The 24,271-nt window shown below is 65.1% G+C and carries 24 protein-coding genes; 12 read left to right on the top strand and 12 right to left on the bottom strand.

From position 1 onward, the window contains the following. Positions 1-196: 196 nt before the first annotated feature. The 5 genes from HWY30_RS37195 to HWY30_RS37215 all read right to left on the bottom strand — a co-directional run bounded on the left by HWY30_RS37195 (position 197) and on the right by HWY30_RS37215 (position 4,070). The gene (locus tag HWY30_RS37195; RefSeq protein ID WP_090804755.1) at positions 197-976 is read right to left on the bottom strand and encodes a peptidylprolyl isomerase; all 780 of its coding nucleotides are present in this window, start codon (positions 974-976) and stop codon (positions 197-199) included. A 10-nt stretch (positions 977-986) separates the two neighbouring features. Then, entirely contained in the window at positions 987-1,298 is a 312-nt protein-coding gene (locus tag HWY30_RS37200; protein ID WP_013089413.1) for a BolA family protein, read from the bottom strand. Position 1,299: 1 nt separating this feature from the next. Beyond that, a complete protein-coding gene (locus tag HWY30_RS37205) occupies positions 1,300-1,830 on the bottom strand; it encodes a septation protein A (protein ID WP_090804756.1) in 531 nt (176 codons plus the stop codon). Positions 1,831-1,992: 162 nt separating this feature from the next. Beyond that, positions 1,993-2,415: a peptide-methionine (R)-S-oxide reductase MsrB gene (gene msrB / locus HWY30_RS37210; RefSeq protein ID WP_090804758.1), complete on the bottom strand. Its 423-nt coding sequence runs from the start codon at positions 2,413-2,415 to the stop codon at positions 1,993-1,995. Positions 2,416-2,513: 98 nt separating this feature from the next. Continuing rightward, positions 2,514-4,070, bottom strand: coding sequence for a protein adenylyltransferase SelO (locus HWY30_RS37215; protein ID WP_090804760.1), 1,557 nt, complete (start codon positions 4,068-4,070; stop codon positions 2,514-2,516). Positions 4,071-4,225: 155 nt separating this feature from the next. Between HWY30_RS37215 and HWY30_RS37220 the strand changes: the two genes are divergently transcribed. The 3 genes from HWY30_RS37220 to HWY30_RS37230 all read left to right on the top strand — a co-directional run bounded on the left by HWY30_RS37220 (position 4,226) and on the right by HWY30_RS37230 (position 9,482). Next, a complete protein-coding gene (locus tag HWY30_RS37220) occupies positions 4,226-5,923 on the top strand; it encodes a 3-(methylthio)propionyl-CoA ligase (protein WP_090804762.1) in 1,698 nt (565 codons plus the stop codon). A 142-nt stretch (positions 5,924-6,065) separates the two neighbouring features. After that, entirely contained in the window at positions 6,066-8,156 is a 2,091-nt protein-coding gene (locus HWY30_RS37225; protein WP_090804764.1) for a 3-hydroxyacyl-CoA dehydrogenase NAD-binding domain-containing protein, read from the top strand. A 147-nt stretch (positions 8,157-8,303) separates the two neighbouring features. Continuing rightward, the gene (locus HWY30_RS37230) at positions 8,304-9,482 is read left to right on the top strand and encodes an acetyl-CoA C-acyltransferase (RefSeq protein ID WP_018418061.1); all 1,179 of its coding nucleotides are present in this window, start codon (positions 8,304-8,306) and stop codon (positions 9,480-9,482) included. Between the two features lie 20 nt (positions 9,483-9,502). Here HWY30_RS37230 and HWY30_RS37235 read toward each other — a convergent pair whose 3' ends face one another. After that, positions 9,503-10,012 carry an LEA/WHy family protein gene (locus tag HWY30_RS37235; RefSeq protein ID WP_090805759.1) on the bottom strand — a complete coding sequence of 170 codons (510 nt, stop codon included), beginning with the start codon at positions 10,010-10,012 and terminating at the stop codon, positions 9,503-9,505. Positions 10,013-10,081: 69 nt separating this feature from the next. Then, complete coding sequence (locus tag HWY30_RS37240; RefSeq protein ID WP_090804766.1) at positions 10,082-10,474, bottom strand: hypothetical protein; 393 nt, start codon at positions 10,472-10,474, stop codon at positions 10,082-10,084. A gap of 178 nt (positions 10,475-10,652) precedes the next feature. Between HWY30_RS37240 and HWY30_RS37245 the strand changes: the two genes are divergently transcribed. The 5 genes from HWY30_RS37245 to HWY30_RS37265 all read left to right on the top strand — a co-directional run bounded on the left by HWY30_RS37245 (position 10,653) and on the right by HWY30_RS37265 (position 15,721). Then, complete coding sequence (locus tag HWY30_RS37245) at positions 10,653-12,158, top strand: aminotransferase-like domain-containing protein (protein WP_090805760.1); 1,506 nt, start codon at positions 10,653-10,655, stop codon at positions 12,156-12,158. Between the two features lie 64 nt (positions 12,159-12,222). Then, positions 12,223-12,708 (top strand): PaaI family thioesterase, encoded by a 486-nt coding sequence (locus HWY30_RS37250; RefSeq protein WP_090804767.1) that lies wholly within the window; start codon positions 12,223-12,225, stop codon positions 12,706-12,708. A gap of 28 nt (positions 12,709-12,736) precedes the next feature. Beyond that, entirely contained in the window at positions 12,737-13,735 is a 999-nt protein-coding gene (locus tag HWY30_RS37255) for an NADP-dependent oxidoreductase (RefSeq protein WP_090804769.1), read from the top strand. Positions 13,736-13,787: 52 nt separating this feature from the next. Next, positions 13,788-14,669 (top strand): SDR family oxidoreductase, encoded by an 882-nt coding sequence (locus HWY30_RS37260; protein ID WP_090804771.1) that lies wholly within the window; start codon positions 13,788-13,790, stop codon positions 14,667-14,669. A gap of 92 nt (positions 14,670-14,761) precedes the next feature. Continuing rightward, positions 14,762-15,721 carry an alpha/beta hydrolase gene (locus HWY30_RS37265; protein WP_090805762.1) on the top strand — a complete coding sequence of 320 codons (960 nt, stop codon included), beginning with the start codon at positions 14,762-14,764 and terminating at the stop codon, positions 15,719-15,721. 65 nt (positions 15,722-15,786) lie between these two features. On the opposite strand, the gene HWY30_RS37270 is transcribed toward HWY30_RS37265, so the two are convergent. The 4 genes from HWY30_RS37270 to HWY30_RS37285 all read right to left on the bottom strand — a co-directional run bounded on the left by HWY30_RS37270 (position 15,787) and on the right by HWY30_RS37285 (position 19,224). Next, positions 15,787-16,653 (bottom strand): NRDE family protein, encoded by an 867-nt coding sequence (locus tag HWY30_RS37270; protein ID WP_018418053.1) that lies wholly within the window; start codon positions 16,651-16,653, stop codon positions 15,787-15,789. A gap of 146 nt (positions 16,654-16,799) precedes the next feature. Further along, a complete protein-coding gene (gene ygfZ / locus HWY30_RS37275; RefSeq protein ID WP_090804773.1) occupies positions 16,800-17,867 on the bottom strand; it encodes a CAF17-like 4Fe-4S cluster assembly/insertion protein YgfZ in 1,068 nt (355 codons plus the stop codon). Positions 17,868-18,179: 312 nt separating this feature from the next. Next, entirely contained in the window at positions 18,180-18,476 is a 297-nt protein-coding gene (locus HWY30_RS37280; RefSeq protein ID WP_090804775.1) for a hypothetical protein, read from the bottom strand. Position 18,477: 1 nt separating this feature from the next. Continuing rightward, positions 18,478-19,224: a hypothetical protein gene (locus HWY30_RS37285; RefSeq protein ID WP_090804777.1), complete on the bottom strand. Its 747-nt coding sequence runs from the start codon at positions 19,222-19,224 to the stop codon at positions 18,478-18,480. A 520-nt stretch (positions 19,225-19,744) separates the two neighbouring features. Here HWY30_RS37285 and mltG point away from each other — a divergent pair. The 3 genes from mltG to HWY30_RS37300 all read left to right on the top strand — a co-directional run bounded on the left by mltG (position 19,745) and on the right by HWY30_RS37300 (position 22,514). Continuing rightward, positions 19,745-20,755: an endolytic transglycosylase MltG gene (gene mltG, locus HWY30_RS37290; RefSeq protein WP_090804779.1), complete on the top strand. Its 1,011-nt coding sequence runs from the start codon at positions 19,745-19,747 to the stop codon at positions 20,753-20,755. Next, a complete protein-coding gene (tmk, locus tag HWY30_RS37295; protein WP_090804781.1) occupies positions 20,755-21,375 on the top strand; it encodes a dTMP kinase in 621 nt (206 codons plus the stop codon). Before mltG ends, tmk begins: the two co-directional genes overlap by 1 nt. Positions 21,376-21,470: 95 nt before the next feature. Then, complete coding sequence (locus HWY30_RS37300) at positions 21,471-22,514, top strand: DNA polymerase III subunit delta' (protein ID WP_090804783.1); 1,044 nt, start codon at positions 21,471-21,473, stop codon at positions 22,512-22,514. A 73-nt stretch (positions 22,515-22,587) separates the two neighbouring features. Here the strand turns inward: HWY30_RS37300 and HWY30_RS37305 are convergent, their stop codons facing one another. Continuing rightward, a complete protein-coding gene (locus tag HWY30_RS37305; protein ID WP_090804785.1) occupies positions 22,588-23,019 on the bottom strand; it encodes a hypothetical protein in 432 nt (143 codons plus the stop codon). On the opposite strand from HWY30_RS37305, the gene HWY30_RS37310 reads away from it, so the two are divergent. Continuing rightward, positions 23,018-24,265 carry an ISL3 family transposase gene (locus HWY30_RS37310; RefSeq protein WP_176079013.1) on the top strand — a complete coding sequence of 416 codons (1,248 nt, stop codon included), beginning with the start codon at positions 23,018-23,020 and terminating at the stop codon, positions 24,263-24,265. The two genes, HWY30_RS37305 and HWY30_RS37310, sit on opposite strands and share 2 nt — an antisense overlap. Positions 24,266-24,271 lie beyond the last annotated feature (6 nt).

Below are 24,271 nucleotides of genomic sequence, written 5' to 3' on the forward strand. Positions count from 1 at the left end.
CTTCCCCTTGCCGGGTGTGCAGAGGACTTTCACCCCCAAGTCATCCGGCTCGCCACCACAGCGGGTCGGACAGCGCCAGTCACGGCGCTACGCGCCATGCCTGGCGCACCAACAAAAAAGCCGCCCACGGGCGGCTTTATCGCATTCAGGCTTCAGAGCCAGGCGGACTATCCGAAGACAATCTGCCCGCCGACCCTTACTGAATCTTCGCGTTCTTGCGCAGATTCTCTTCGAACGCCTGCAGCTTTTCCTGCTGGATCTGCTGCACGATCTGCGTGCGCACCTGCTCGAGCGGCGGCGGCGTGACGGCGCGGATGTCGTCGACACGGATGATGTGCCAGCCGAATTGCGTATGCACCGGCGTGTCGGTCATCTGGCCTTTCTGCAGATGCGTGGCCGCGTCCGCGAATTCAGGCACGTAGGCCTTCGGGTCCGACCAGTCGAGATCGCCGCCGTTCTTGCCCGATCCCGGGTCCTTCGAGTACTGCTTGGCCAAGGCCTCGAAGCTCGCGCCGGCCTTGATCTTCGCGATCAGCTCCTTCGCCTGTTGCTCGTTGTCGACGAGGATATGGTGCAGGTGATATTCCTTGCCGCCCGCATCCTTGACGAGCGCGTTGTAGCGCGCGGTGATTTCGGCGTCGGTCGGCTGATTGTTCTTTACGAAGTCTTCGATCAGCGCGCGCAGCACGACAGTTTGCTGCGCGACCGCGATTTGCGCCTTGACGTCCGGACGGTTCGGCAGCCCGCGACGCAGCGCTTCCTGCATCAGGATTTCGCGATTCACGAGCTCTTCGCGCACGGCCTGCTGCAGTTGCGGCGTGTCCTGCTGTCCCTGGTGAACCAGTTGCTGGATCAATGCATCGGCGCGCGACTTCGGAATCGGCGTACCGTTCACCACGGCGATGTTCTGTGCGAATGCAGGTGCGGCCGCGAACGCAGCCAGCAATACCCAGAGGCGGGTTTTCTTCAAGGTCATCGAAAGGTTCCTAGCGGGGCAACAAAGCAAATTCTTCGGGCGTATACGCCGTGATGGCAAGGGCATGAATGCCGCGCTGCATGGCATCGGCCAGCGCATCATACACCATGCGATGCCGCGCCACGCGGGGCTTGCCGGCAAACGCGACGGCCACGATCGTGACACTGAAATGACCGCCGGCGGCGGCACCAGCGTGGCCCGCGTGCTGCGCGCTGTCGTCGGTGATGCGGATCGATTCGACGGGCGCGAGCGCGGCCGCGAGGCGCGCCTCGATGAGCGCGGCGCGCTCGGCGGTGGTGGCGTGCATGAACAGGTCGCTCATGTCATTCCTCCTTCATGTACTTCGACAGCCACAGGCTCTGCCCGACGATGAACACGAGCAGGCAGCCGGTCGCGCCGAACAGCTTGAAATTGACCCACTGATCGGTCGTATAGTGATACGCGACGAACAGGTTCAGCAGACCGAGCAGCACGAAAAACGCCGCCCAGATCAGGTTCAGCTTGCCCCAGATCGCGTGCGGCAGCGTGATCTGCTTGCCCATCATCGCTTCGATCAGGTTCTTGTTGAAGCCGAGCTGCGACACGATCAGCGCGACGGAAAACGCCCAGTACAGCACGGTCGGCTTCCATTTGATAAAGGTGTCGTTGTGCAGCACGAGCGTCGCGCCGCCAAATACGACGACGACGCCGAGGCTCACCCACAGCATCGGGTCGACCTTGCGGTGGCGGAACGCCACCCACGCGATCTGCACCAGCGTGGCGACGATCGCCACTGCCGTCGCCGTGAAAATGCCCCAGATCTTGAAGGCGACGAAGAACAGGATGATCGGGAACAGATCGAACAGGAATTTCATTATCTGATCGGGAAGTCGGAGAGTGAGTCGAACGTTGAAGCGCGCCCGCCTGGCGTGCAAGGTGCGCGGTGCCCGCTGGCGAGCGGGACTGCCGCATTTGAAGGGCGCCGCGCGCACTTCCAATGCGGCGCCGAAGGCGGGCAGGGATGCTGCCGCGCCGCGTTACTTGGGCTCGAATTGTAACGCAGCCGAATTGATGCAGTAACGCAGACCGGTCGGCGCCGGTCCGTCCTCGAACACGTGGCCCAGATGCGCGCCGCAGTTCTTGCACTGCACCTCGATGCGCAGCATGCCGTGTGAGCGGTCGGTCTTCTCGGCGATCACCTCGCCGTTGATGGGGCGGAAATAGCTCGGCCAGCCGCAGCCGGCGTCGAACTTGGTGTCCGATTCGAACAGCGGCGCGCCGCAGCACACGCAGTCGTAGACGCCGCGTTCCCAGTGATCGTCGTAGCGGCCCGTGAACGGGCGCTCGGTGGCCGCATGGCGCGTCACCTGGTATTCCATGTCGGTCAGCTGCTTGCGCCACTCGGCGTCGCTTTTCTGTACGGCTGGGGCGTCATGCTTGAGATCGTCGGGGTTGCTCATGGTCGGGTTCCTGTCTCGGGTTTGTCTCGCGGGCTTGTGCTGGTTCGTGCCGGTGTTTTCTGGAGGCACGGCCGTGGCGATTCAACCGCGCCGGCGCGTCATGATGAACAGCTCACTTCCAGTGAGTTCGCCCAGTCGGGCGGCAGGCCCGCATACGACGCGTATTCGGGCTGCTCGTCGAACGGGTGACGCAACACGGCCGCGAGCCGTTCCACCTCGGAGAAATCCTTCTCCTTCGCGCGTTGGATCGCCGTTTCCGCCAGATGGTTGCGAAGTACGAATTTGGGGTTCACGCGATTCATTGCAATGGCGCGCGCAACGTCGTCGCGTGACTCTTCGGCGAGCCGCGCGCGATAGTCGTTCGCCCATGCGTCGAAGGCGACGCGATCGAGGAACAGGTCGCGCACCGGCGTGTCGCCGCTCGCATCGTGTTTCGACAGGCGCGCGAGATTGCGGAACGTCAGCGTGAAATCGGCGCGGTTCGCGTGCATCACTTCGAACAGCCGGTTGACCAGCGCGTCGTCGCCGTCGCGCGCCTGTTCGAGGCCGAGCTTCGCGCGCATGCGGTTTTCGAGCGCCGGCGCGAAACGGTCCTTGAAGCCGGCGAGCACGTGCTGCGCATCGTCGACCGCCTTGTCGGCGCGCACGCTTTCGTCGTGCTTCTCGCCGAACAACGGCAGCAGTCCCTGCGCGAGGCAGAACAGGTTCCAGTACGCGATTTGCGGCTGCAGCCGGTAGGCGTAGCGGCCCTGCGTATCGGAGTGATTGCAGATATGGCCGGCATCGAAGCCATCCATGAAACCGAACGGGCCGTAGTCGATCGTCAGGCCCAGGATCGACATGTTGTCGGTATTCATCACGCCGTGACAGAAACCGACCGCCTGCCAGTCGACCATCAGATCCGCGGTGGAGCGCACCGCCTCGGCGAGCAGCGCCAGATACGGATCGTCGGCCTCCTTGCAATGCGGATAGAAGCGCTCGACGACGTGATCGGCGAGCGCGCGCAACGCGTCGACACGATCGTTCGCGTAGAAGTGCTCGAAGTGGCCGAAGCGCACGAAGCTCGGCGCGACGCGCGTGACCACCGCGGCGGTTTCGATCGTCTCGCGCCGCACCGGCTGGTCGGAGCCGATCACGGACAATGCGCGCGTGGTCGGAATGCCGAGATGATGCATCGCCTCCGAGCACAGATATTCGCGGATCGACGAGCGCAGCACCGCGCGGCCGTCGCCCATGCGCGAATAGGGCGTGCGGCCCGCGCCTTTGAGCTGCAGTTCGTTGCGCTCGCCGTCGTGTTCGAGCTCGCCCAGACCGAGCGCGCGGCCGTCGCCGAGCTGGCCGGCCCACACGCCGAACTGATGCCCCGAGTACACCGACGCATAAGGCAGCGTGTCGGCCGGCCAGTCGCGCGTCGCGTTGCCGCAGAACAGCTCGATAAAGCCCGGATCGCGCTCGATACCCTCGGGCATCCCGAGCCGCGCGGCGGTCTCGGCCGAGAAGCCGACGAGATAGGGTGCGTCGAGCGGCGCGGCGGGCAGGCGCGTGAGGAACGTGCCGCCGAGCCGCGCGAACGCGTTGGCTGGGGGAGTGGCGAGTGTGTTGGAAAGATCCGTCAAAGCTGCGGATAGCCCTGCAAAGCTTGGGGAAAACGACATGTTGAGCGCCTCTGGATTAGCCGATATTGTAAGTCCGCGCCCGCGGCGCTGCTGGGCGGCCGCCTTCATCGTTCGGACCATGCTGCTGCGCTCGACGCCGCCACGATCTTGCGCCAACCCATCGACCCACTGACAAGCCGAGGAGACCCCGCCTTATGACGACGCCGCTGCTGGGCCAGATGATGGACGTGCCGCTCACCGTGTCATCGTTGCTCGCGCATGCCGCGCGGCATTTCGGCAGCACCGGGATCGTGTCGCGGCGCATCGAAGGCGACCTGCATCGCTACACCTATCGCGATTGCGAGCAGCGCGCAAAGCAACTCGCGCAGGCGCTCATCGCGCTCGGAGTCGAACCGGGCGAACGCGTTGCGACGCTCGCGTGGAACGGCTACCGGCATCTCGAAGCGTATTACGGCACCACCGGGTTCGGCGCCGTGTGTCACACGATCAACCCGCGGCTTTTCCCCGACCAGATCGCCTACATCGTCAATCATGCCGACGACGCGTACGTGCTGTTCGACGCGACGTTCGCCGCGCTGGTCGACACGCTCGCGCCGCAATGCCCGCGCGTGCGCGGCTGGATCGCACTGTGCGATGAAGCGCATCGGCCGCCGATGCAAACGTCGGTGCTGTGCTACGAAACGCTGATGGACGGGCAGGACGGCCGCTTCGACTGGCCCGCGCTCGACGAGCGCCAGGCGTCGTATCTCTGCTATACGTCGGGCACGACCGGCAATCCGAAAGGCGCGCTGTATAGCCATCGCTCGACGGTACTGCACGCGTTCGGCGCGGCGTTGCCCGACGCAATGAACCTGTCGGCGCGCGACTCGGTGCTGCCCATCGTGCCGATGTTCCATGTCAACGCATGGGGCCTCGCGCACGCGGGGCCGCTGACCGGCGCGAAGCTCGTGTTCCCCGGCAAGGATCTCGACGGCAAGTCGCTGTACGAACTGATGGAGAGCGAACGCGTCACGTTCTCGGCCGGCGTGCCGACCGTGTGGCTCGGTCTGCTGAACCACCTGCGCGAAACGGGCGCGAGGTTTTCGTCGCTCGAGCGCACGGTGATCGGCGGTTCCGCCTGTCCGCCCTCGATGCTGCGGATACTCGAGGACGACTACGGCGTGCAGGTGATCCATGCATGGGGCATGACGGAGATGTCGCCGCTCGGTACCTTGTCGAAGCTGACCTGGGAGCAGAGCCAGCGGCCGCTCGCCGATCAGCGCAAACTGCTCGAAAAGCAGGGGCATGCGATCTACGGCGTCGACATGAAGATCGTCGGCGAGGATGGCCGCGAGCTGCCTTGGGATGGCGTCGCGTTCGGCGATCTGCACGTGCGCGGGCCGTGGGTCATCGACCGGTATTTCCGCAAGGAAGACTCGCCGCTCATCGACGGCTGGTTCCCGACCGGCGACGTCGCGACGATCGACCCCGACAGCTTCCTGCACATCACCGATCGCTCGAAGGACGTGATCAAGTCGGGCGGCGAATGGATCAGCTCGATCGACGTCGAGAACGTCGCGCTCGCGCATCCGGCGGTCGCGGAAGCCGCGTGCATCGCGTGCGCGCATCCGAAGTGGACCGAGCGCCCGTTGCTCGTCGTCGTCAAACGCGCGGGGCAAGACGTCACCCGCGACGAACTGCTCGCGTACTACGACGGCAAGGTCGCGAAGTGGTGGATCCCCGACGACGTCGTGTTCGTCGACGACCTACCGCACACGGCGACCGGCAAGTTGCAGAAGCTGAAGCTGCGCGATCTGTTCCGCGATCACGTGCTGCCGTCCGCGCTCGAAGACGGCCGCAGCTGTCCGCTGACCCCCGAGTCCCAGGGGAAACCCCACTCGGGAATAAATTGAACGTTCGTTCTTTTTTGGTGTATCGTGCCTGCTGACCCCGGAACCGTCGCTTGAAAAAGTCTGACCATAAGCAGGCTCGATGAACCGGACGGGCGGCGCATCATGCGCCGCCTCAATGCATGGATCGCACGGAGGCACGCAGATGGCAGTGGACTACATAACTCATGACGGCGTGGCCGTCCTCACGCTGAACAATCCGCCCGTCAATGGACTCGGTCTGTCGACGCGCGCGGGTATCGTCGAAGGGCTCGAGCGCGCGCAGAACGATCCGGCCATCAAGGCCATCGTGCTGACGGGTGCGGGCAAGGCCTTTTCGGGCGGCGCCGACATCACCGAATTCAATACGCCGAAGGCGACCCAGGAGCCGACGCTCGCGACCGTCATCAAGGCCGTGGAAGGCAGCGCGAAGCCGGTCGTCGCGGCGATCCACAGCGTCGCGATGGGCGGCGGCCTCGAACTTGCCCTCGGCGCGCATTACCGCGTCGCCGCGGCCGGCGCGCAGATCGCGCTGCCCGAAGTGAAGCTCGGCATCCTGCCGGGCGCGGGCGGCACGCAGCGTCTGCCGCGCGCCATCGGTCTGGAAGCGTCGCTGAACATGATCGTGTCGGGCGCGCCGGTGCTCTCGGAAAAGCTCGCCGATTCGGGGCTGTTCGACGAAGTCGTCGCGAATCCCGCCGAACTGGCCGAAGCCGCGCTCGCGTTCGCGCGCAAGGTCGGCGCCGCGGCCGGCCCGCATCCGAAGGTGCGCGAGCGCAAGATCGAACATCCGAATGCGGCCGGTTTCATCCAGTTCGCGCGCAATAGCGTCGCGGCAATCGCGAAGAACTTCCCAGCGCCGCATAAATGCATCGACGCGGTCGAAGCCGGTGTGAAGGACGGCTTCGACAAGGGCCTCGCATTCGAGCGCGAATGCTTCATCGCGCTCGTGCAGACGCCGGAGAGCCGCGCGCTGCGTCACGCGTTCTTCGGTGAGCGGGCGGCGAGCAAGATTCCCGACGTGCCGGCAGATACTTCGGTGCGCGACATCGATCGGGTGGCCGTGATCGGCGCCGGCACGATGGGCGGCGGCATCGCGATGAACTTCCTGAACGCGGGCATTCCGGTCACGCTGCTGGAAACGAAGCAGGAAGCGCTCGACCGCGGTCTCGCGACGATCCGCAAGAACTACGAGGCGACCGTCAGGAAGGGCAAGCTGAAGCCCGAGGTGATGGAACAGCGCCTCGCGCTGCTGAGCTCGACGCTCTCTTACGACGACCTGAAGCACGCAGACATGATCGTCGAAGCCGTGTTCGAAGAACTGGGCGTGAAGGAGCAGGTGTTCCGCCGGCTCGATGAAGTCGCGAAGCCCGGTGCGATCCTCGCGTCGAACACGTCGACGCTCGACGTCGACAAGATCGCCGCGTTCACGAAACGTCCGCAGGATGTGGTCGGCATGCACTTCTTCAGCCCGGCCAACGTGATGAAGCTGCTCGAAGTCGTGCGTGGCAAGGAGACCGCAAAAGACGTGCTCGCCACCGTGATGAAGCTCGCGAAGAAGATCAGGAAGACCGCGGTGGTGTCGGGCGTGTGCGACGGCTTTATCGGCAACCGGATGATCGAGCAATACGTTCGTCAGGCGCTCTTCTTGCTCGAAGAGGGCGCGTTGCCAGCGCAGGTAGACAAGGCCATCGAGAAGTTCGGCTTCGCGATGGGTCCGTTCCGCATGAGCGACCTCGCCGGCAACGACATCGGCTGGGCGATCCGCAAGCGCCGTTATCTCGAACACCCCGACATGCACTACTCGAAGATCGCCGACCGTCTGTGCGAGATGGGCCGCTTCGGCCAGAAGACCGGCGGCGGCTGGTACGACTACAAGGCGGGCGATCGCACCGCATACCCTTCGGGCGTGGTCAACGAAATGATCAGTGAGTACTCGAAGGAAACCAACGCTGAGCGCCGCAAGATCAGCGACCAGGAAATCGTCGAGCGTCTGGTGTTCGCGCTCGTCAACGAAGGTGCGAAGATTCTCGAGGAAGGCATCGCGTCGAAGGCGTCGGATATCGACATGGTCTATCTGACCGGCTACGGCTTCCCGTTGCATCGCGGCGGCCCGATGCTGTACGCGGACGCGGTGGGGCTCTACAACGTCGAGCGCGCGATTCGCCGCTATGCGGCGCGGCCGAACGGCGACGCGTGGAAGCTCGCGCCGAGCATCGCGAAGCTCGCGGCCGAAGGTCGCGGGTTCAACGGCTGAGCGCGGCCGGCTTCAGCCCACGAATTGAGCGGTGCGGGTTTCCCCCGCATCGCTCGCATCAAACGACAGAGGTGGCGCGGTGATGCGCTTTTGAACGCACGGCAGTGAGCCGGCGCGCCACTACTGACACTGCAATTGGAGACACGCATGACTGACGCCGTAATCGTATCCACCGCCCGCACGGGTCTCGCCAAATCGTGGCGCGGCGGGTTCAACATGACGCACGGCGCGACGCTCGGCGGCCACGTGACGCAGGCCGCGGTCGAGCGCGCGAAGCTCGATCCGGCGCGCGTCGAGGACGTGATCATGGGTTGCGCGAATCCGGAAGGCGCGACGGGCGGCAATATCGCGCGGCAGATCGCATTGCGCGCGGGCTTGCCGGTCAGCGTGCCGGGCATGACCGTGAACCGTTTCTGCTCGTCGGGATTGCAGACGATCGCGCTCGCGTCGCAGCGCGTGATCGCCGGCGAGGGCGACGTGTACGTCGCGGGTGGCGTCGAGTCGATCTCGTGCGTGCAGAACGAGATGAACCGCCACATGATGACCGACGGCTGGCTCACCGAGCACAAGCCGGAAATCTACTGGTCGATGCTGCAGACCGCCGAGAACGTCGCGAAGCGCTACTCGATCTCGAAGGAACGCCAGGACGAATACGGCGTGCGCTCGCAGCAACGCGCGGCGGCCGCGCTCGAAGCCGGTAAATTCAAGGACGAAATCGTGCCGTTGACAGTGCTCGCCGGCGTCGCCGACAAGGCGAGCGGCCGTCTTTACACGAAGGAAGTGACCGTCAGCAGCGACGAAGGCATTCGCGCCGACACGACGCTCGAAGGCGTGTCGAAGATCCGCACCGCGCAGCCGGGCGGCGTAATCACCGCGGGCAATGCGAGCCAGTTCTCGGACGGCGCATCCGCTTGCGTCGTGATGAACGCGACGCTGGCCGAACGCGAAGGGCTGCAACCGCTCGGCATCTTCCGCGGTTTCGCGGTGGCCGGCTGCGAGCCCGACGAGATGGGCATCGGGCCGGTGTTCGCGGTGCCGAAGCTGTTGAAGAAAGCCGGCCTCAAGGTCGAGGACATCGGCCTGTGGGAGCTGAACGAAGCGTTCGCGGTGCAGGTGCTCTATTGCGCCGACCAGCTCGGCATTGCGCACGACCGCCTGAACGTGAACGGCGGCGCGATCGCGGTGGGCCATCCGTACGGCGTGTCGGGAGCGCGGCTCGTCGGCCATGCGCTGATCGAAGGCAAGCGGCGCGGCGTGAAGTTCGTCGTCGTGACGATGTGCATCGGCGGCGGGCAGGGCGCGGCGGGTTTGTTCGAAGTGGTTTGAGCGGGCGTGGGCCGGCGTCATTACGAGCCCGTGTCCGACGACGGCAGGCTCAGCGTCCCCTGATCGGTGAATCGCGTCGTACCGGTCACCCCACCCGCGAGCTTGCCGCGCAGAACGTACGGAACCTGTCCCGACTGCGCGGCGCCGGCTAGCGCAAAGGCTTGACGAACCGCGGCGAAAGCCGGCACGGTCAGCGGCACGGTGACGACGGTTTCACCGAAGCGCGGCACGGTGCCGCTCTGGTCGCTGACGCCGGTGGCGAACGGCTTGCCGTTCAGTTCCAGATCGAGCGACACGCCGTTGAAGCTGACCGCGGAGTCGTTGGGATTCTGCACGCGCAGCTTGACGTTGAAGCGCATCTCCATGCCCTGGCCAGCGATCGGCTCGATGCCCGCCACATTGACGCGCAACGGGTCGGCGCCGAACAGGCCCGCGCAGCCAGCGAGTGTCAGCGTGACAGCGACGCCGGCGGCGAACAGGCGCCACACCCGTGAGACCAGGCCCGGCTGCAGCGCGCGAAAGAATGACATGACCTGCACCTCGAACGAAGCGGGTTGGTCATGCATTGTAACGGGCCACGTGGCGCGCGCAGCGACGTTTCAGGCGGCGCGCCGCCACCGTGTGCGCACGACGCAAGCGAGACGCCGGGCGGCTTGCAGAACGAAACCGCGCGCGCTGTGTTGAGCGTGTGCAGGCAGCACGATGAATGCAGCGCGATCGGCCTGCGTCGCGCGGATTGACACGACGCCACGTTGCGAGGTCACAAACCGCTCGCCTTCGTGCAACGTGAGCGACGTGAGCGGGGCGTCGTTGCCGAGCCAGGCCAGCGCATGATCGCGGAAGACGAGTTGCAATGCACCTTCGACCGCGATGATCGAACTGCGCGCGCGCAAGTCGTGCAGGGCCATCTGACCGGCGGCAAGATGCGACGCCGCGGTGCAATCCAGTTCGGCACCGGGTAACAAGCGATCGTGGTATGGACGCACAGGCATGACCGATTCCTTTAAACCGTCTTCGTGTCACACAGCTTAGGGAATCCGTCCGGATGAAAACAGGCGCAGCTGTCGACAATCTGAACCGGTACAGTGGTGCGTTTCGTCACGCTGTATCGGTCCGAATCACGTCGATGTGTATCTGTCGCGGCGCGCGGACTATCCGCACCATCGGTTCATGAGCGAATCCCCCTTCACACCGCAAGGTCCCTCGACGGACCGGCCAGCCGAGCGCCAGCCGCTGTACCGGCAACTGGCCGACCAATACCGCCGCGCGATCGGCAACGGCGCGCTGCGCCCGGGCGACCGCATGCCGTCGATGCGCGCGTTCATGCAGCGCCACGGCGTGAGCCTCGCGACGGCGACCGAGAGCTATCGCGAACTGGAACGCGCCGCGCTGATCGACGCCCGGCCGCGCGCCGGCTATTTCGTGCGCGTGCCGCCGACGGCTGCGTTGCCCTGCGCCGCCGAGCCCGATCTCGCGATGCAGCCCGGCGCCGCCGCGCAGTTCGTCGGCATTCACTCGGAGATTTCGGCGCTCGTGTCGAAATTTCAGCGCTATCCGCACGCGCTGAATCTCGGCGGCGCGACCGCGTCGCCCGATCTCTATCCGACCGATGCGTTGCAAAAGGCCGCGTTGCGCGCGTTGCGCCGGCGGCCCACCTTGCTGACCGCCGTCGGGCCCGATCAGGGTGATCCGGCGTTGCGCGCGATCATCGCCCGGCGCGCGCTCGAGGCCGGCAGCCAGATCGGCGCGGACGACATCATCATGACGCACGGCGGCGTCGAAGCGATGAACCTCGCGTTGCGCGCGGTGACGCAGCCGGGCGACACGGTCGCGGTCGAATCGCCGTGCTTCTTCGGTTTGCTGCAGGCGCTCGAAAGTCTCGGTCTGCGCGCGCTCGAAATTCCGACCAGCCCGAGCACCGGCCTCGCGATCGAGGCGCTGGCGTTCGCGCTGCACACGCATCCCGACATCAAGGCGGTCGTGGTGGTGCCGAACCTGCAAAACCCGCTCGGCAGCGTGATGCCCGACGCGCACAAGGCGAGCCTCGTCGAACTGTGCGCGCGCGCCGGCATCGCGCTGATCGAGGACGATCCCTACCGCGAGCTCGTCGATGCCGCGCCGCCGCCCCGCTCGCTGAAGGCGTGGGACACCGATGGCACCGTGATCCATTGCACATCGTTCAACAAGACGCTGGCGCCTGGCATGCGCGTGGGCTGGATCAACGGTGGCCGGTGGCATCCGCGCGTCGGTATGCTGAAGTTCGCGCAGTCGCGCCACAACGAGCAGTTGTCGCAAGTCGTGCTCGCCGGGTTTTTGGAGACGAGCGCGTACGAGCGCCATTTGCGGCGATTGCGCGAGAGCTTGCAGCTGCGGCGCGAGCGGATGGCCGCGGCGGTGGCGGCATCGTTTCCCGACGGCACGCGGTTCACGCCGCCGCGCGGCGGGATGTTTTTCTGGATCGAATTGCCGCGTCACGTATCGTCGTCGGCTTTATTCGACGCCGCGTTGCATGACGGTATTCGCATCATGCCGGGCACGGTATTTTCGAACGCCGGGCGTTTCGATCACTTCATTCGGCTCAGCTGTCCGAGTGCGGATCTGGATCAGACCGACGAAGCGGTGCGCAGACTGGGGCGCCTCGCGGCACGGATGGCAGCTCATGCGTCAACGCGATAGCGGGTATCATTTCCCGCCGTACGCTCGACACGCGCCGTCGGCTACGAAATCTGATATCTGAGCCATGACCGATCCATCGACCTCATCCAGAACGGGCCATGCATCGTTGCCCGAAAGCCCCTTCATCGACCGTCTCGGCGCACAGTTGTTGTCGGCCGCCGACGGCGTCAGCGAAGTCGTGCTGCCGTTGCAACGCGATCATATGAACACGTGGGAAGTCGCGCATGGCGGCGTCACGATGACGCTCGCCGACGTCGCGCTCGCGATGGCCGCGCGCAGTCTCGCCGGCGACGGCGTCGGCGTCGTCACCGTCGAGATGAAGGTCAACTTCATGCAGCCGGGACGCGGCGAGTTGCGCGCGACCGGCCGCGTGCTGCATCGCTCGACGACGATGGCCTATTGCGAAGGCGAGATCCGCGACAGCGAAGGCCACTTCGTCGCGAAAGCGCTCGGCACCTTCAAATACATGCGCCGCCTCGCGGTGGGCCGCGACGTCACGCGGCAGCGTCTGCGCAGCGACCCGGCGGCGAAGCCCGGTCCGAGCGACTGAGCACCCAACAACCCAAGGAGACGACCGCATGGCCCAGATCAATCGCCAATTGCTGCTGGTTTCGCGCCCCCAAGGCGAAGCCACGCCCGATAACTTCAAGCTCGTCGAAACGCCGCTCGCGCCGCTCGCCGAGGGCGAGGTACGGGTGCGCAACCACTACCTGTCGCTCGATCCGTATATGCGCGGACGCATGAACGACAGCAAGTCATACGCGGCGCCGCAGCCGCTGAACGAAGTGATGATCGGCGGCACGGTCGGCGAGGTCGTCGAGACGAGGCATCCGAAGTTCGCGGTCGGCGACAAGGTCGTCGCGATGTTCGGCTGGCAGGAGTACGGCACCTCCAATGGCACGGGCATGCAGAAGGTCGACGACACGCATGTGCCGCTGTCGGCGTATCTCGGGCCGGTCGGCATGCCGGGCGTCACCGCATGGTACGGGCTGAACCGCATCATCGCGCCGAAGGCCGGCGAGACGGTGGTCGTCAGCGCGGCAAGCGGCGCGGTGGGCAGCGTGGTCGGTCAGCTCGCGAAGGCGGCGGGCGCGCGCGCGGTCGGCATCGCGGGCGGCGCGGACAAGTGCCGCTATGTGGTCGAGACGCTCGGCTTCGACGCGTGCGTCGACTACAAGGCCGGTAACCTGTACCAGGACCTGAAGGCCGTCACGCCCGACGGTGTCGACGGCTGCTTCGAGAACGTCGGCGGCGACGGGCTCGACGCGACGCTCGCGCGCATGAACGCGTTCGGGCGCATCGCATTGTGCGGCTTCATCGCGGGCTATGACGGCCAGCCGCTGCCGCTCAAGCATCCGTCGCTGATGCTGACGCAGCGGCTGCTCGTGCAGGGCTTCATCGTCAGCGAACACATGGACGTGTGGCCCGAGGCGCTCAGGCAGCTCGGCACGCTCGTCGCGCAGAAGAAGCTGCAGTATCGCGAGACGATCGCGCAAGGGCTCGAAGCCGCGCCCGAGGCATTCATCGGCTTGCTGAAGGGCCGTAACTTCGGCAAGCAACTGGTCAAGCTGATCTGAGCGCGACGTCATCATGCAACGGCAAGCCGCCGCTCAACCAGGGAGTCACAGAATGTTCGAATTCGCGGGCAAGGTGGCGGTGATCACCGGCGCGGGCAGCGGCTTTGGCCGCGCATTCGCGCACAAGGGCGCGGCGCTCGGCATGAAGCTCGTACTCGCGGACGTCAACGCCGACGAGCTCGCGCAAACCGTCGACGCCTTGCGCGAAACCGGCGCCGAGGCGATCGGCGTGCCGACCGACGTATCGAACGCCGCGCAGGTCGAGGCGCTCGCGCAGGCGGCGCTCGCCGCGTTCGGCAAGGTCCACGTGCTGTTCAACAACGCGGGCGTCGGCACGGGCGGCTTCCTGTGGGAAAGCTCGGCGAACGACTGGTCGTGGGTGTTCGGCGTCAACGTGATGGGTGTCGCGCACGGCGTGCGCGCGTTCGCGCCGATCATGCTCGCGCAGAAGGAGCCCGCGCATATCGTCAATACGGCGTCGGTGGCGGGGCTGCTGGCGCCACCGGCAATGGGCATCTACAACGCGTCGAAGCATGCGGTGGTGGCGCTGACCGAGACGCTGTATCACGACCTGAAGCTCGCGCAGGCCGGCACGGGCGGCGAGGTCGGCTGTTCGCTGCTGTGTCCCGCCTTCGTGCCGACCGGCATCGCGGATGCCGAGCGCGCGCGTCCCGACGAGTTGCGCAACGCGGACCGGCCGACGCGCTCGCAGATCGCGGCCGGCAAGCAGTTGCAGCGCGCGGTGCAGTCGGGCAAGCTCACCGCCGACGATGTCGCCGACATCGCGTTCGAGGCGATCGCCGCGCGGCGTTTCTATATCATCACGCATCCGGGCATCATGGCGACCGTGAAGCTGCGTCACGAGGACATCGAGCAGTTGCGCGAGCCGTCCGATCCGATGTCGCTGAAGCCCGAGGTGAAGAATGCGCAGTAGCGGCCGGCTGCGCGGCCGGTGCGCCGGCTTTTGTCAACCCTTGGCGCACTGCGCGCCGCCCGATGCGCGACGCGCACCACGTTGCCGAAACCATGCCGCTGAATCCCACGATCGAGCAGGTGCTCGACATGATCGCGCGGGCCAAACGCCCGCAGTACCACCAGATGAGCGCGCAAGCGGCGCGCGCGTCGTACGAGAAAAGCGCGCCGATCCTCGAGATCGCGAGCGCGCCGATGTTCTCCGTCGAAGATCTGCACGTGCCGACGCGCGACGGCGCGACGATCCGCGCGCGCTTCTACTTCCCGGTCGAGCCGGGCTGGGCCGAGCCGCTGCCTGCCTTCGTGTACTACCACGGCGGCGGCTTTACGGTCGGCAGCGTCGATACGCACGATGCGCTGTGCCGGATGTTCGCGCGCGACGGCCAGTGCGCGGTGCTGTCGGTCGATTACCGGCTCGCGCCCGAGCACAAGTTTCCGACCGCTGTCGACGACGCCTTCGACGCCCTCAACTGGCTGCACGCGCACGCGGCCGAATTCGGCATCGACGGCACGCGGCTCGCGGTGGGCGGCGATAGCGCGGGCGGCACGCTCGCGACGGTTTGCGCGGTGCTCGCGCGCGACGCCGGCCTCGCGCTCGCGCTGCAATTGCTGATTTATCCGGGCACGACCGGCCATCAGCAGACCGACTCGCACTCGCGCCTCGCCGACGGCTTCCTGCTGTCGGGCGACACGATCCAGTGGTTCTTCGAGCACTACGTGCGAGATAGCGGCGATCGCGACGACTGGCGTTTCGCGCCGCTCGACGGCGAGCGCGGTGCGCCGGATTCTCGCGGCGTCGCGCCCGCGTGGATCGCGACCGCCGAATACGATCCGCTCAGCGACGAGGGCGATGCGTATGCGGAGAAACTCCGTGCGCTCGGCAATCCGGTCACGCTCAAACGCTACGCCGGCATGATTCACGAGTTCTTCAAGATGGGCGGCTTCGTGCCCGAAGTCGCGCAGGCGCATGCGGACGCCGCGGCGGCGTTGCGCGCGGCATTCGGCATCGGGTGAGGGCGGTGATCGCGAAGCGATGAGCGGCCGGCGGCGAATGCGCCGGCCAGGCGGTGCTCAAACGATCACGCCACGCTCATCCGGTCGCGCTCGACATTGAACGCGAAGCTGCGTTCGAAATCGCCGGGCCGCACGATTCGGTGCGAGCCGTTGTCGTCGCTGCGCTCGGCGACCGCGACGCCGATCACGTCGCCATAGGCGGCGACGCGCAGCGCGGTGGTGCTGCGCGTGCCATAGTCCGGCGATTCGATGAACGCCGCCGACAGCACGCGTTCGCGTTCGAGCGGAATACCGGTCGACGGCAATTCGTCGTCGCGCGCGAGCCGCGGATCGCGCATCAGATCGATCAGGCGTTCGAGCGGCGGCATCGGATCGCGCGCGAGCAGCGTGCCGAGCTCGCCGCGCTTTTTGACCAGCTTCGGCCACGCGGTATCGAGCACCGCGTTCGAGATGCCGTGCGTGCCCGGCGCGAGCAGCGCGGGGCCGCTGTTTGCGTCGACGGCGCCGCGATTGCAGTACCACGCGAGCTCGCGACGCGTCCAGTCGCCGACCAGCAGATTGAAGCCGTTGTAGATGTCGCCTTTTTGCGCGACGTGCCGCAGATACGCGAGCGGCGTCTCGTGTGGATTGCCGTCGGCGTCGCGCGCGGCGCTCGTGAGCCAGTCGCTGACGAGCGTGCCGCGGGTCGGCGCATCGGCGCGCATTTCGCCCGGCGCGCGGTAATTGGTCAGCGCGGCGAAGCGGCCGTCGCGCGACAAGCCGAGCCACGTGCCGCCGCCCACGAGGTCGCGGCCCCCCAGCACCTCCGGCGCGTCGCGCCACCAGCCGATCGGCTCGGCCGTGCGGCGGAAGAACTCGTCGCGATTCGCGGCGAGCGTGAACAGCGGACCATCGAGCGCATCAGGTCGCCAGTCGAAAACGATCAGGCACATCGGGGAGCATCTCCCGTTCAGAGCATGGGGCGGCCGCCTGATGCAGCGACGCAGGCGGCAAACGAAAGCGGCAAAAAACAGACGAGAATAAAGCAGTCAATAAAAAACGGCGCCCGATCGCGCCGCTTTTTTACCCTCTCCAACGATCAGACTTCGGCAGGCAGCCCGTAGGGCAGCGCCAGGAAGCGCAGCGCTGGGCCGTCGGCCGCGCCGACATGTACGCTGCCGCTCTCGAGCGCCGTGAGCTTGATCTCGACCAGCAGATCGACGCCGCCGCCTTGCGCCGATGCCGCGTTGACGATCATCCCGCACGGCTGGCCCGGATCGTCCGAGTGGAACAGCTCGGTGCCGGGCCGCACCGTGTCCAGCTCGCCGGCGACGTTGGCGAGCGACGTGCGCCGCTTGATCGTGCCGCGATACTGGCTGCGCGCGACCACTTCCTGACCCGGATAGCAACCCTTGCGGAAATTGACCGCGCCGAGCACGTCGAAGTTGACCATTTGCGGCACGAACTGCTCGACGACCGGCTGCGTGATGCGCGGCTCGCCCGCGCGGATGTCGAGCCAGTCCCACACGGCCGGCGACACGTGCTTTAGCCTGCCGTCGAGCGACGGCAGCAGCGCTTCGATCTGCGCCTTCGGGCCGATCCACAGATAGCGCAGGCGCGCCAACGCATCAGGCACGCGGATCAGCGTGCCCGCTGTGCCGTCGACCTGCACGTGCACACCGTCGGGCAGCGCGTCGAACACGCCGGACAGCGCGCCGCGCACGTCGCCCGCGAGGCCGACCACCGCGAACTCGCCGCTCGCGTCGGCGAGCTTGGCCTTGGCGCGCAGCACGAACATCGACAACCGCTTTTGCACCGCGGCCTGCAGGTCTTTCGATACCAGCAGGCGGATCGTATCGCCGCTGCGCCAGCTGAGGAACGACGCGAGCAGCCGGCCCTTGGCCGAGCAGTAGCCGCAGAGGCGCGCGTTCGCGGCGTCGAGATGCTGGACGTCGTTGGTCAACTGGGCGTGCAGGAAGCTCGCCGCGTCGTCGCCGGTCGTGTCGATCACGCCGAACTGCGGCAGCGGCATGTACGCGCCGTGCTCGAGCACGGCGGCGAATTCTTCGGCCGACGGGCGCGGCAGGATGGGCAGGGCGGCGGGCGCCGCCGCGGCGGGAGTGAGACCGGAAGCGTTACCTGAGGCGTTCACGAGCGGTGTGTTCATGGATTCCGGGAACAGTCAATTCTGACTTTGGCGAAGGCAAACAGTCATTATATTCAGTCCAGCCCTGTCGCGTTTCGCAAGTCCCTGGCGAATGAAGGCTTTCCGAGAGCCTGGCGCAGCAGGGGATTGCACGTTATCACCCTGCGGCTGTGCCCATATTGTGACCATGTTGGGGTGTTCTGCCAGAGAGGGTCCGGCGCAAGATGGGCGGGCACCCGACGTGCCGGATCTGCTGTCCGCTGCCGCGGTCACAGACGAGCCGCCGCCGGGGTGGCTGCGGCGGGGCCACTGAGGAAGGCGGACGAGCCACTGTCATTCCGTGGGCGGCTTGGCCGGTGCCCAGTCCATCGGCTGCTCAGTCGTGATTTTCAGCCGTTCGCGCAATTCGGGATGCGCGATTGCCTGAATCAGAATCGCCATTCCTCCAAGCTTCCGAGCGTCCTCGTCTGTCACTGGCAACATTGAATTTTCCGGAGCATCCGGTGGGATAGTGATTGCCAGCGCTCGATCAATCGCCGCTTGCACGTGAACCCGTGAAACTGTGCACATCTTTAACTGCTGAGTATCGGCGTCATAAAAAATGACGCTAGCCCGATCCGGTTTAGTCATCTCAATATCCCCTGCATGCCTGGAATTTATCGAATGCTCGCTGTGTGCAGAGCGCATAGGTGCGTGGATCTTGATACATTGCTCGGGCCACCTGACACTGCTCCATGTCTGAATGGTAGTCCGCGAAACACTCAGCCTCATCCAACTCACTGACGCCACGCGCGGCCAGTTCCTGGACATCGCCGAACTGCGGATCCTCGGTGTACTCAAACGGCCGCGCATCGCCGAGCGGCGTCGATACTGGCGTGGCGATGGTTCCATCTGGCAAGACGTCGCCGGGGCGGGCGTACCAGATCGCGAGGCCATCGTCGGCGGCCAGTCGCGGCAGTTTGGGGCGCTCGAATGAGCGCGCGGCACACACCAAGGGCAGCGCCCTCCGGAATAGCTGCGACGGCGTAACGGTTGGATAGTACGGCCGGATCTGCTGTTGGACAGGCGCGCCGCGTCCGCGTGAGGCGCGCGGCTTCGGCGCGACTGCAATCACATCGCCACGCTCAAGGGCGGCCCGTAGCGCCTGGGCGAGTTGATCCGGTGCAGCCCCGCTCGCATACGCGCCGCCGCGCACATTGCGCATGAACTCGACGAGCCGCGGTAGCTGGCGCGTGTCATGCGTAAGCTCCCATGCGCTTGCCGAGGCAATGAGCTTCCGGCCGGCTCGCGCTTCGTCGCTAAATGCGTTGCCGCGATATTCCTGCCGCGTGTGGAGCATGCAGCCCCAGTCGGTTCCGACTTTGAAGTCGATCGCCATGCGCCCCTCTGTAACGTCAGATCAGCCGGCATACCTATGGCCGGGACCCGATCGTGCGTTCCGAAAGAATGAATTCCGATGCGAACCCTATTGTTGTTGTCGTACCGCCTTGGCGACCACAAGAATTCTCAGAGCGGAACGGGGCGTGGAGTCTCCCAATTGCCGCAACTCGTGCTCGGGTCTTTCGCGGCGGCGTGCAGGTCGCCCCCGAACCTTCGTTTGAAACTGTCAATAACAATCAAAAGCGGCAGGAGCCGAAAAGGCGTTTGGTCGGGAATTGTCGAACCTTTGAAACTCTGACCTATGTTGTGACAGCGTACGCCTCGACTAGCATCAGACCGACGCCAGCGGAATTCATATTGTTGTTTCCGGCCGTGACCATCTGGTGCCCGCATCTATACAATACAGGTCGCAAAAGGCCGAAAGGGCTGCAAAACGGCACAGTCTCAATGTTGACCGACGCAAGACTTTCCCGTTAAAAATCAGTTCGTTGCCATCTAAACGCTAATTCTTTCCTGTCGTGTCCCTTCTGAAGAAATGTTTCGTCGCCGGCGCGCTCGTCGTTGTGCTGGCCGCGGCGGCCATCGCCGCTGGATACTACTGGGCCACCCGCCCGCTCGAATTGACCCCGGCGCAACTCGACGTCACCGTCAAGCCGCACAGCAGCCTGCGCAGCGTCGCGCTGCAGCTCAATCGCGGCGGCGTGCCGGTCGAGCCCGAGCTGTTCATCGCGATGACGCGGTTGCTCGGGCTGCAAAGCGAGCTGAAGTCCGGCAATTACGAGTTCAAGAGCGGCATCACGCCCTACGAGGTGCTGCAGAAAATCGCGCGCGGCGACGTCAACGAATATGTGGCGACGGTCATCGAAGGCTGGACCTTCAAACATATGCGCGCTGAACTCGACGCCAATCCTGCGCTGAAGCACGACACGCTCGGCATGAGCGACGCCGATCTGATGAGCGCGATCGGCGCGCCCGAGGCGTCGATCGGCAACGGCGAGGGGCTGTTTTTCCCGGATACCTACCTGTTCGACAAGGGCACCAGCGACCTCGACATCTATCGCCGCGCTTACCGTCTGATGCGCGTGCGTCTCGACGAGGCGTGGCTCTCGCGCGCGCCGAACCTGCCGTATAAGACCCCGTACGACGCGCTGACGATGGCGTCGATCGTCGAAAAGGAAACCGGCAAGGCGTCCGACCGGGCGCTCGTCGCCGCGGTGTTCGCCAACCGTCTGCGCGCCGGCATGCCGCTACAGACCGACCCGACCGTGATCTACGGAATGGGCGACAGCTACGCCGGCCACATCAGGAAGAAAGACCTGCAGACCGACACTCCATACAATACCTACACGCGGATGGGCCTACCGCCGACGCCGATCTCGCTGCCGAGCGTCGCGTCGCTGCAGGCGGCGATGAACCCGGCGCAAAGCAACGCGCTGTACTTCGTGTCGCGCGGCGACGGCAGCAGCATCTTTTCTGACACCCTCGGCGAACACAACAAGGCCGTGGACAAATACATTCGAGGGCAATGATGGCGCGCGGCAAATTCATTACGTTTGAAGGCATCGACGGCGCGGGCAAGACTACCCATCTGGGCTGGTTCCGCGAACGGCTCGAGGCGAAGCTCGCGCCGAGCGGCCGCTCGGTCGTGATGACACGCGAGCCGGGCGGCACGCCGCTCGGTGAGCAGATCCGCGATATCGTGCTGCATCAGAAGATGGATCTCGAAACCGAGGCGCTGTTGATGTTCGCGCTGCGCCGTCAGCATCTGGCCGAGGTGATCGAGCCGGCGCTCGCGCGCGGCGATTGGGTGCTGTCCGACCGTTTTACCGATGCCACTTTCGCCTACCAGGGCGGCGGCCGCGGCTTGCCGCGCGACAAGCTGGAGACGCTCGAGCGCTGGGTGCAGGGCGGTTTCCAGCCGGATTTGACCGTGCTGTTCGATTTGCCGCCCGCCGTCGCCAACGAGCGGCGCAGCGCGGTGCGCAATCCGGATCGTTTCGAGAGCGAGTCGGCGGCGTTTTTCGAGCGCACGCGCGCCGAATACATGCGCCGCGCCGAAGAAGCGCCATATCGATTCGCTATCATCGACTCTTCGCAGAGCATCGTTCGAATTCAGAAGCAGCTTGAGGAGTTGATTGCAACCCTCTGATTGGAAATAGATATAACCGCTTCTTATAATCTCGTGCGAAGTTCACTCGACATCTGAAGTAGCGCCTACAACCGATTGATTCAAAAAGACAAACGATGATCTATCCGTGGCAAGCCGATGACTGGAATCGCCTGCAGCAGCTGCACGGCCACTGGCCGCACGCATTGTTGCTGCACGGCCAGGCGGGCATCGGCAAGCTGCGTTTCGCGCAACACCTCGCGCAGGGTCTGCTGTGCGAGGCGCCGCAACCGAACGGCGAGCCGTGCGGCGCGTGCGTGGCCTGCAACTGGTTCGCGCAGGGCAATCATCCCGACTACCGCATCGTCGTGCCGGAGGCACTCGCCGCCGAAGCCGGCCTCGCGAACGCCGCGAACGGCGCCGACGACAAGGCCGAAAAAGCCGATGGCGACGAAGGCAAGAAGACCCGCACGCCGAGCAAGGAAATCAAGATCGAACAGATCCGCGGTCTGCTCGACTTCGTCGGCATCGGTTCGCATCGCGGCGGTGCGCGCGTCGTCGTGCTGTATCCGGCCGAGGCGCTCAACGTCGCGGCCGCCAACGCGTTGCTGAAGACGCTGGAAGAGCCGCCCGCGGGCGTCGTGTTCCTGATGGTGTCGGCGCGCCTCGACCGTTTGCTGCCGACCATCATTAGCCGCTGCCGTCAGTGGCCGATGAGCGTGCCCGCGCCGGACACCGCCGCGCAGTGGCTGGCTGCGCAAGGCGTCGACGACGCCCGCGCGCTGCTCGCCGAAGCGGGTGGCGCGCCGCTCGCCGCGCTCGCGCTCGCCAGCGACGAAAACCGTCCGCTGCGCGACTGGACGCTCAAGCAGCTCGCGGCCGGCGCCGGGTGCGACGCATTCGCGTGTGGCGAGGCGCTGCAGAAGCTCCCAGTGCCGCTCGTGCTCGGCTGGCTGCAGCGCTGGATGTACGATCTGCTCGCGCAGCGCACCGCCGGCGCGCCGCGCTATTTCCCGCAGGCGTCGGCCGCGCTCACCCGCTGCGCCACCCAGGCCGACGCCAATGCATTCGCGCGTTTTCTGCGCACCGTCACGCGCCAGCGCGCGGTCGAAAACCATCCGTTGAACGCGCGGCTCGTGTTCGAGGAACTGTTCATCGGCTATCGCGCGCTGTTTGCGTGAGCCCGCAGCCGGACAGCCTTCCGTCTTTTTTTCGGATCGTCGGCGGAATCTGTGGGTGAATTAGTGTGCGCGGCTAGCCAAGTGAAGCTCGATTCAGATACTGATAGAGCTTGCGACACGTTGCATCAAAGGAATTTTGTGCGGGCTCGGAGATAGCTGGCCAGATGAGGGGGCCGCCGTCTTCCTCGATGAGTTTGTCCAGGAGGGTTGCCACGGGGAGAGTAAGGAGATCGGTATCTTCATGGCAGCGTCGGATTATTTCGCCGCCGAGCATCCAAATGTGATCGCGGTGCCGAAGCAATGTGCTGCGTGCGTATCCCAAGGTTAGGAGATGCTCAAGGAAAGGTGTGAGTATTGCCACGATTGCCTGTCCAGTCGGAATATCTTCGTCGTCGACTCGCCACGACGCAGGCCAGTTATGCAGATCAGGGACGTACTGCGCAAGCGCTTGCTGTTCGGGGACAATGGCGGCTTTGTCCTTGCCGGTTCTGGGCTTGCTAACCATGTTGCTGACCCGTCTGCTTAACGCCTGTCATCATTTTCCCGGCTTTGTATATGAAGGGGCGCGGCTGTGCGAGACAACTCAATCCATCGAGATCGACGTTCGGCCGCGCAAGGGTTCGAAGCCGATTTGCTCATGCTGTAACCGGCCTGCGCGGGGTTACGACTCGCTCACACAGCGCCGCTTCGAGTTTATCCCCGTCTGGGGCTTTGCCGTGTTTCTGCTCTATACCATGCGACGCGTCGATTGTCGTGCCTGTGGCGTGAAGGTCGAAGCGCTGCCGTGGGCCAACGGCAAGCACACGCTCACCCGCGCTTACATGATCTTCCTGGCGCAATGGGCGCGTAAGCTGTCCTGGAAAGAAACAGCACTGAGCTTCCGAACCAGTTGGGAGAAGGTCTTCAACGCAGTGGAATGGGTCGTCGACTGGGGGCTGAGCCATCGCGAGCTCGGCACGATCCGCGCTTTCGGCGTGGACGAGATCCAGTATGGCCGCGGACACCAATACCTCACGCTCGTCTACCAGATCGAGGCCGGCTATACGCGACTGCTCTGGGTCGGACAAGAGCGCACGAAAGAGAGTTTCGCGAAGTTCTTTGCCATGATCGGAAAGCCGCTATGTGAGAAGGTCGAATTCGTGTGCTCGGACATGTGGCAACCCTACCTGGAGATGACCGCGCGTCATTGCCCGAACGCTCTGAATATCCTCGACCGCTTTCACATCGTCGCCAGGATGAACAAGGCCATCGACGAAGTTCGTGCCGACGAGGCCCGGCGCATGACTCGCGACGGCTACGAGCCGGTGCTCAAGAAATCCCGCTGGTGCCTGCTCAAGCGGCGCGAGAATCTCACCGGCAAGCAACGCGTTCGTCTGCGTGACTTGCTTCAGTACAACCTGCGCAGCGTGCGAGCCTATCTGCTCAAAGAAGAGTTCCAGCAACTCTGGGATTACATCTCGCCCGTGTGCGCCGGCACATTCCTCGACCAGTGGTGCACTCAGGTAATGCGCTCACGTATCGAGCCGATGAAGAAGTTCGCCCGGACGGTGCGCACACACCGGGAGCTGATCCTCAACTACTTCCGTGCACGAAAACAGTTCTCCAGCGGCGTCATCGAGGGGTTGAACAACAAAGCCAAAGTCACCATGAGAAAAGCGTACGGCTTCCGAACCTTCAGAGCCACGGAAATCGCGCTCTATCATGCACTTGGCAAGCTCCCCGAGCCTCCATCCACCCACACTTTTTACTGACCAACC

This window comes from Paraburkholderia tuberum STM678 (assembly GCF_902833905.1).
GTDB lineage: Bacteria > Pseudomonadota > Gammaproteobacteria > Burkholderiales > Burkholderiaceae > Paraburkholderia > Paraburkholderia tuberum.